This window comes from Paenibacillus sp. 01T422 (assembly GCF_056398785.1).
The window spans coordinates 1-5150 of sequence record NZ_JBFTQB010000435.1 but is presented as its reverse complement, the minus strand read 5'-3'; the positions used below and the strand labels follow the sequence as shown (position 1 = coordinate 5150).

Here is a 5150-nt window from a genome sequence, read left to right as displayed (position 1 = left end):
GTCCCTGATGTTTGCACTGGAGCTTGGTGGTAAAGAATATGCGTGGGCTTCTTGGCAAATTATTAGTCTTTTCGCAGGGTTTGCCGTTCTCTTGGCCGTTTTCCTGACGATTGAAAAATATGCAGCTGAACCGATCGTTCCACTCGACTTGTTCAGGAATCGCCTGTTCACCGCAAGTATGGGTGTCAGTTTCGCATACGGTGCTGTTTTGATCTCAGCGGGTACGTATATTCCTTTGTTTATTCAAGGTGTATTTGAAGGCTCTGCAACGAGTGCGGGATCTACGCTTACGCCAATGATGCTGGGTGTAGTTGTCAGCTCTGCGTTAGGCGGACGTTTCATAGGGAAATTCTCTTACCGCAATGTGATGCTGGTATCCGTAGCCTTGTTGATTGTGGCAACTTCGCTATTGGGTGGCATTTCTATCGATTCCAAGCGTTGGGTCATCACGACTTTTATGATTCTAATGGGACTTGGTATCGGAGCTAACTTCCCGATTACTTCGATGTCCGCTTTGCATAAAGTAGACTTCCGACGCAGAGGTACAGTAACTTCGCTTGTTGGTTTCTTCCGTTCCGTAGGTTCCGCCATCGGAGTTGCGGTGTTCGGCAGTATTCAGGTAAACTCATTTAAAGATAAGATGACAAATTCCCTACAAGATCCGGCTATGGCTGAAAAGTTTCATGATGCGCGCATGTTGCTGCAGCCTCAGGTTCGTGCGAATATTCCTGTCGATGTGCTGCATAAGCTGCTGACCGCACTTGCTGATTCGATTGCTGTTGTTTTTCAAACAACGATTGTTTTGGCTGTCATTGGTCTCGCGTTTATCTTACTTATGGGGAATGCGAAGCTGGAAGTGGGAAAAGCTCCTGTCAAAGGGAGCGCACCTGTAGGACACTAGGAGGAGAACCGCTATGTCGATGAAGCTCGTCATACTTGGTCTGTTGATGGAAGCCAATCGGCATACTTATGAGATTCGGCAAACGATGAAAGAAAGAGGCATGCATAATTATATGAAGCTGCAAGACGGCTCACTTTATTATGCCATGGATCAACTGCGCAAAGACGGTCATGTGGAAGCACATGAAGTCGTGCGCGATACGAATCGTCCAGAGAAAACCGTCTTTCAAATAACAGAAGCTGGGAAGCTTAAATTTCAAGAGCTGCTGATCGAGCAGTTTCATGAAGAAATCAAGCACTATCACCCGCTCTACGTCGCTTTGCCATTTTCCGTGCATGGCGATCAGGCCAAAATAGCCGATGGCTTAGAAAATAAAATATTGGCTCAGAGAATACTCATGAACAGAATGAAAAGCCTGTATGAAGAGCACCTCAACGTAGTTCCTAGAGTTGTCTTACAGATGATGATTGGCACTTATAAACGTGCTTTCAGCGAGTTAAAATGGCTGGAGCAGCTGCAAAAGGATGCCCGAGACGGCCGTTTGCAGGAGAAGGGTTCCCCGCCCGAGGTGGACTGGGACCATTTGGACTGATCGTGTGCGGGAGCACGCGCAAATCAAGAGACAAGCCTCCATTTCCACTTCGTGTGGGGTGGAGGCTTTTTGTGTTGCAAGTGTTCCCGCACAGCAGCACGTGGAACTACGGTACACTATTTCCACGAAAAGGCATATGTTTCACTTGTGAGGGGATCTACGATCCGCTATTTTGCCAGTTTCACCAGACAAACGTGCCATGGGGGCGGAATAACGTCCTGTTGTTCCCACAAGTAAAAAAACCTAGCGATATTCCCGCTAGGGTTATTGAAATTTGTTGGTGGCAGGTAAGTGAAAGTTAGCTGTATGGGTGGTAGCGTGAGTGGACGGTGGTAGGTTGCTAAGATGAGCCCTCAACTTTAGCGGCTTATAATCCGCCAAGCTCAGTAAACTGCGCGATGAAATGTGCCAAATCATCGCAGACAAGGTCCGGCGTCACGCCCGCCGACGCCATCTGCTCGTGCACGTTATCCGCCGTTGCGACGCCGGTCAGCACGAGCGCCGTGCGACACCCCGACACCAYGCCTCCGCGGATGTCGGTATGCACGTTATCGCCGATGACCCAGACATCGGCGGCAGGCAGACCAAGCCGCTCGATGGCGTAAGCCATGATGATCGGCGAAGGTTTCCCGATCACCACCGGCTCCACGCTGGAGGCGGCGGTGATCGAAGCAGCCAGGGAGCCCGCCCCTGGCATAAGCCCTCCATCCGACGGCAGCATGCGGTCGGGATTGGTTAACACATAGGTCGCGCCGGCCTTCAGGTGGCGGACCGCTTCAGTCAGCTTCGCATAGGTGAAGCTGCGATCAATGCCTTGGACGACGTAATCCGGAGGAGTCGTCCCCTCAACAACGAAGCCGGATGCCTCGAGGGCGATCCGGAGTCCGGCTTCGCCGACCATATGCACGTGGCTGCCTCCGCGCTGCTCGGTCAAGTACTTGGCGGCGGCCTGCGAGGAGGTATAGACCGCTGCCTCTGGCACTTCAATGCCAAGCTCCAGCAGGTGCTCGGCGACTTGCTTTGGTGTACGCGACGAATTATTCGTCACCAACAGGTAAGGCAAATCGTACTGCTGCAGCCACTGAATGAAAGTGGCTGCATGTGGAATCGGTTCATGCCCCCGATATAGCGTACCATCCAGATCTATGAGAAAACCGTTCATGTTGTAGACACTCCTTCGGTGATTTTGACTTGTGTGGAAGGAAGTGTAATTTCAACAGTCGTTCCTTCTTCCAATTTACTCTGAATTTCCATCATGCCTCCATGCGCCTCAATAATACGGTAACATACCATGAGGCCAAGACCGGTGCCTTTTTCCTTGGTACTATAAAATGGTTCTCCCAGCTTCGGCAGCCGCTCTGGTGCAATGCCGCATCCTTGATCAATGAAGCGGATGGTAATGTTTTTCTTATAAGGGTCAGCAGCGGCTTCGATACGCATTAATCCACCCTCTTCCATGGACTCCAGCGCATTTTTCAAAATATTAATGAACACTTGTTTAATTTGCCGTTCGTCACAAGTGACAGGGGGCAGGTCGGGCTCAATATCGGCTTCGATTTGAATATTTTCTAATAATGCTTGAGGCTGAAGAAGCTCGATCGTGCTCATCACAATAGAATCAACGGTTCGGGTAGCGAAATTGGTAGCCTGAGGCTTTGAGACGAACAGGAACTCATTCACAATAAACTCAATGCGCTGCAGCTCTTTTTGCATAATTTCTATGTAGTATTGCTCTTTTTTACTGTTCGTTTTCAATAATTGAAGGAATCCCTTCAAGGCTGTTAATGGATTGCGGATTTCGTGCGCCACCCCGGCAGCCAGTTGACCAACGGCTGAGAGTTTATCCGATTTAATAAGCAGCTCCTGGGTCTTTTTTAAAGTGGTAATATCTTTAAATGTAATAACGGTTCCGAGAATGTGCCCCTTCTCCTCCAGAATGGGACTCGACATGAACTCGACAGGGAAGGCCGTGCCATCCTTTCTCCAGAACAGGTCCTCTTTCATAGTGGGAGCATCCCGATTCAGAATTGTACTCAGAATGGGACTTTCCTCGCGTGAAAAAGGGGTGCCGTCGGTCTTCTCAGGCCGAATTAGATTATGAATTTGCCTGCCGAGCATTTCATCCACTTTCCAGCCGGTTATAGATTCAGCGGCTTGATTCCAGAAGATTGTGCGGCCGCTCATATCGATCCCATAGATGCCCTCGGAGACCGAGTTGAGGATGAGCTGATTTTGCTTATAGAGCTTGTCGATGACTTTTTTCTGTTCTTTAACCTCTGTAAGGTCCTTGAGAATCGCGTAAATCCCTACGACTTGACCATCGACCTTCGTCGGGACGAACGTCACATTAGATGGAATCGGAATTCCGCTTTGATGAATAAAAGCAGCCTCGAAATTTTGCGGCATTCCGGCTGACGCCACTTGGAAATGATGCAAAGCTTTAAGTAAATCGGGCGGGTTGATCATTGGAATAAAAGAAGTCGTGGAGTTCTCGCGCCCAAGACCCAAGAGGCTTTCGAGCCCGTGGTTGGCTGACAGCACTTCACCGTCTAGACTAAAAGAAATTATCGAGTCCGGGTGGTTGTCGTATAGCGATTGGTACCGCTCTGCGGTTTCCAGAATCGCGTTTTCTTCTTTTTTGACTCTTCTGAGTCCGTACCAAGCGAGTCCGACGATCGTGCCAAGAACGACGATATCGATGGCCAGTCGCATGAACTGGTGCTCAATGACATAAGGAAGCTGATGAATAATAAAGAAGTCCGCACCGATTAGCAGCAGAGCAATAATATGATAGACAAGTGTAAGGTGATATAACGTGCAATAATTATTTGTCGTTTTCTGTTTCATCATGGTTGCCTTTCAGCTCTCCTTTAAAAGGACGAACACCCTGCAAGCATATCAGGATTCGACACATATTTATATATTCTTCCAGATTACTCGCTGTATTTCCTGCTGATTAAGATCATTAAATCCAGATTCGACAATTTTAGTATGAAGGTAGGGAGAGTGTCTGTATGTGAGTATAAGGAACTATTTTATGAAAAAATACAGTATACTTGTCCTAGTATTTTAGGTATAATGTTGAAAAAGGTCGTTTTTCGTGGAACTTATTCACAAATGAGATCGGAGCGGAGCTATGAAGGCTGAGTACATTAATCCTTTTTTGGAGTCGGCTAGAATTGTCATCGAGCAGGTTGCTAACATTCGCCCAACTACAGGGCAGCTCGGCGTCAAAGACGTCAAATTTGTGGAAAAGTATATTTGGATCCAAATCGGGATGACCGGACAAATGGAAGGCGATATCGTATTCGGCTTGGCTGAGGACGTCGCTTTGAAGATGGTTTCCGCGATGATGGGCGGGTTTGTAATTACGGAAATGGACGAAATGGGTAAGAGCGCTATATCGGAGCTAGGCAATATGATTAGCGGGAATGCAAGCACCATGTTATTTAATCAAGGGGTAAGGGTGGATATCACGCCTCCGAAGCTGGTTCAATCAGCAACGGCTGCTGGTTTTGTACCGAAGAGGGCACTGACCATTCCTTTGATTATGGAAAGCATTGGGGAACTGGACATTCAAGTGTTAATTACGTAATATGAATATTGGATTATAATGTTGTATACATAAGAATGAAAGAATGGAGTACTGCTTATAGC

The 5150-nt window shown here is 48.0% G+C and carries 5 protein-coding genes; 3 read left to right on the top strand and 2 right to left on the bottom strand.

All coding sequences use genetic code 11. The features are described from left to right. Both AC1DUA_RS22300 and AC1DUA_RS22295 read left to right on the top strand, forming a co-directional pair. The coding region (locus tag AC1DUA_RS22300) for an MFS transporter (protein WP_477501862.1) at positions 1 to 901 on the top strand (901 nt) is incomplete at its 5' end. A gap of 13 nt (positions 902 to 914) precedes the next feature. After that, complete coding sequence (locus tag AC1DUA_RS22295) at positions 915 to 1493, top strand: PadR family transcriptional regulator (protein ID WP_477501861.1); 579 nt, start codon at positions 915 to 917, stop codon at positions 1491 to 1493. A gap of 367 nt (positions 1494 to 1860) precedes the next feature. On the opposite strand, the gene AC1DUA_RS22290 is transcribed toward AC1DUA_RS22295, so the two are convergent. Together AC1DUA_RS22290 and AC1DUA_RS22285 are read right to left on the bottom strand one after the other, a co-directional pair. Further along, positions 1861 to 2655, bottom strand: a complete 795-nt coding sequence (locus AC1DUA_RS22290; RefSeq protein ID WP_477501860.1) for a TIGR01457 family HAD-type hydrolase — start codon at positions 2653 to 2655, stop codon at positions 1861 to 1863. After that, a complete protein-coding gene (locus tag AC1DUA_RS22285) occupies positions 2652 to 4343 on the bottom strand; it encodes a PAS domain-containing sensor histidine kinase (protein WP_477501859.1) in 1692 nt (563 codons plus the stop codon). Before AC1DUA_RS22285 ends, AC1DUA_RS22290 begins: the two co-directional genes overlap by 4 nt. A 286-nt stretch (positions 4344 to 4629) precedes the next feature. Between AC1DUA_RS22285 and AC1DUA_RS22280 the strand changes: the two genes are divergently transcribed. Beyond that, positions 4630 to 5088, top strand: coding sequence for a chemotaxis protein CheX (locus AC1DUA_RS22280; RefSeq protein WP_161407653.1), 459 nt, complete (start codon positions 4630 to 4632; stop codon positions 5086 to 5088). Positions 5089 to 5150: the final 62 nt, after the last annotated feature.

Excerpts from the sequence above, each read along its gene's own strand:
- AC1DUA_RS22295 (WP_477501861.1), top strand. The coding sequence starts at position 915 with ATGTCGATGAAGCTCGTCATACTTGGTCTGTTGATGGAAGCCAATCGG.
- AC1DUA_RS22285 (WP_477501859.1), bottom strand. The coding sequence starts at position 4,343 with ATGATGAAACAGAAAACGACAAATAATTATTGCACGTTATATCACCTT.
- AC1DUA_RS22280 (WP_161407653.1), top strand. The coding sequence starts at position 4,630 with ATGAAGGCTGAGTACATTAATCCTTTTTTGGAGTCGGCTAGAATTGTC.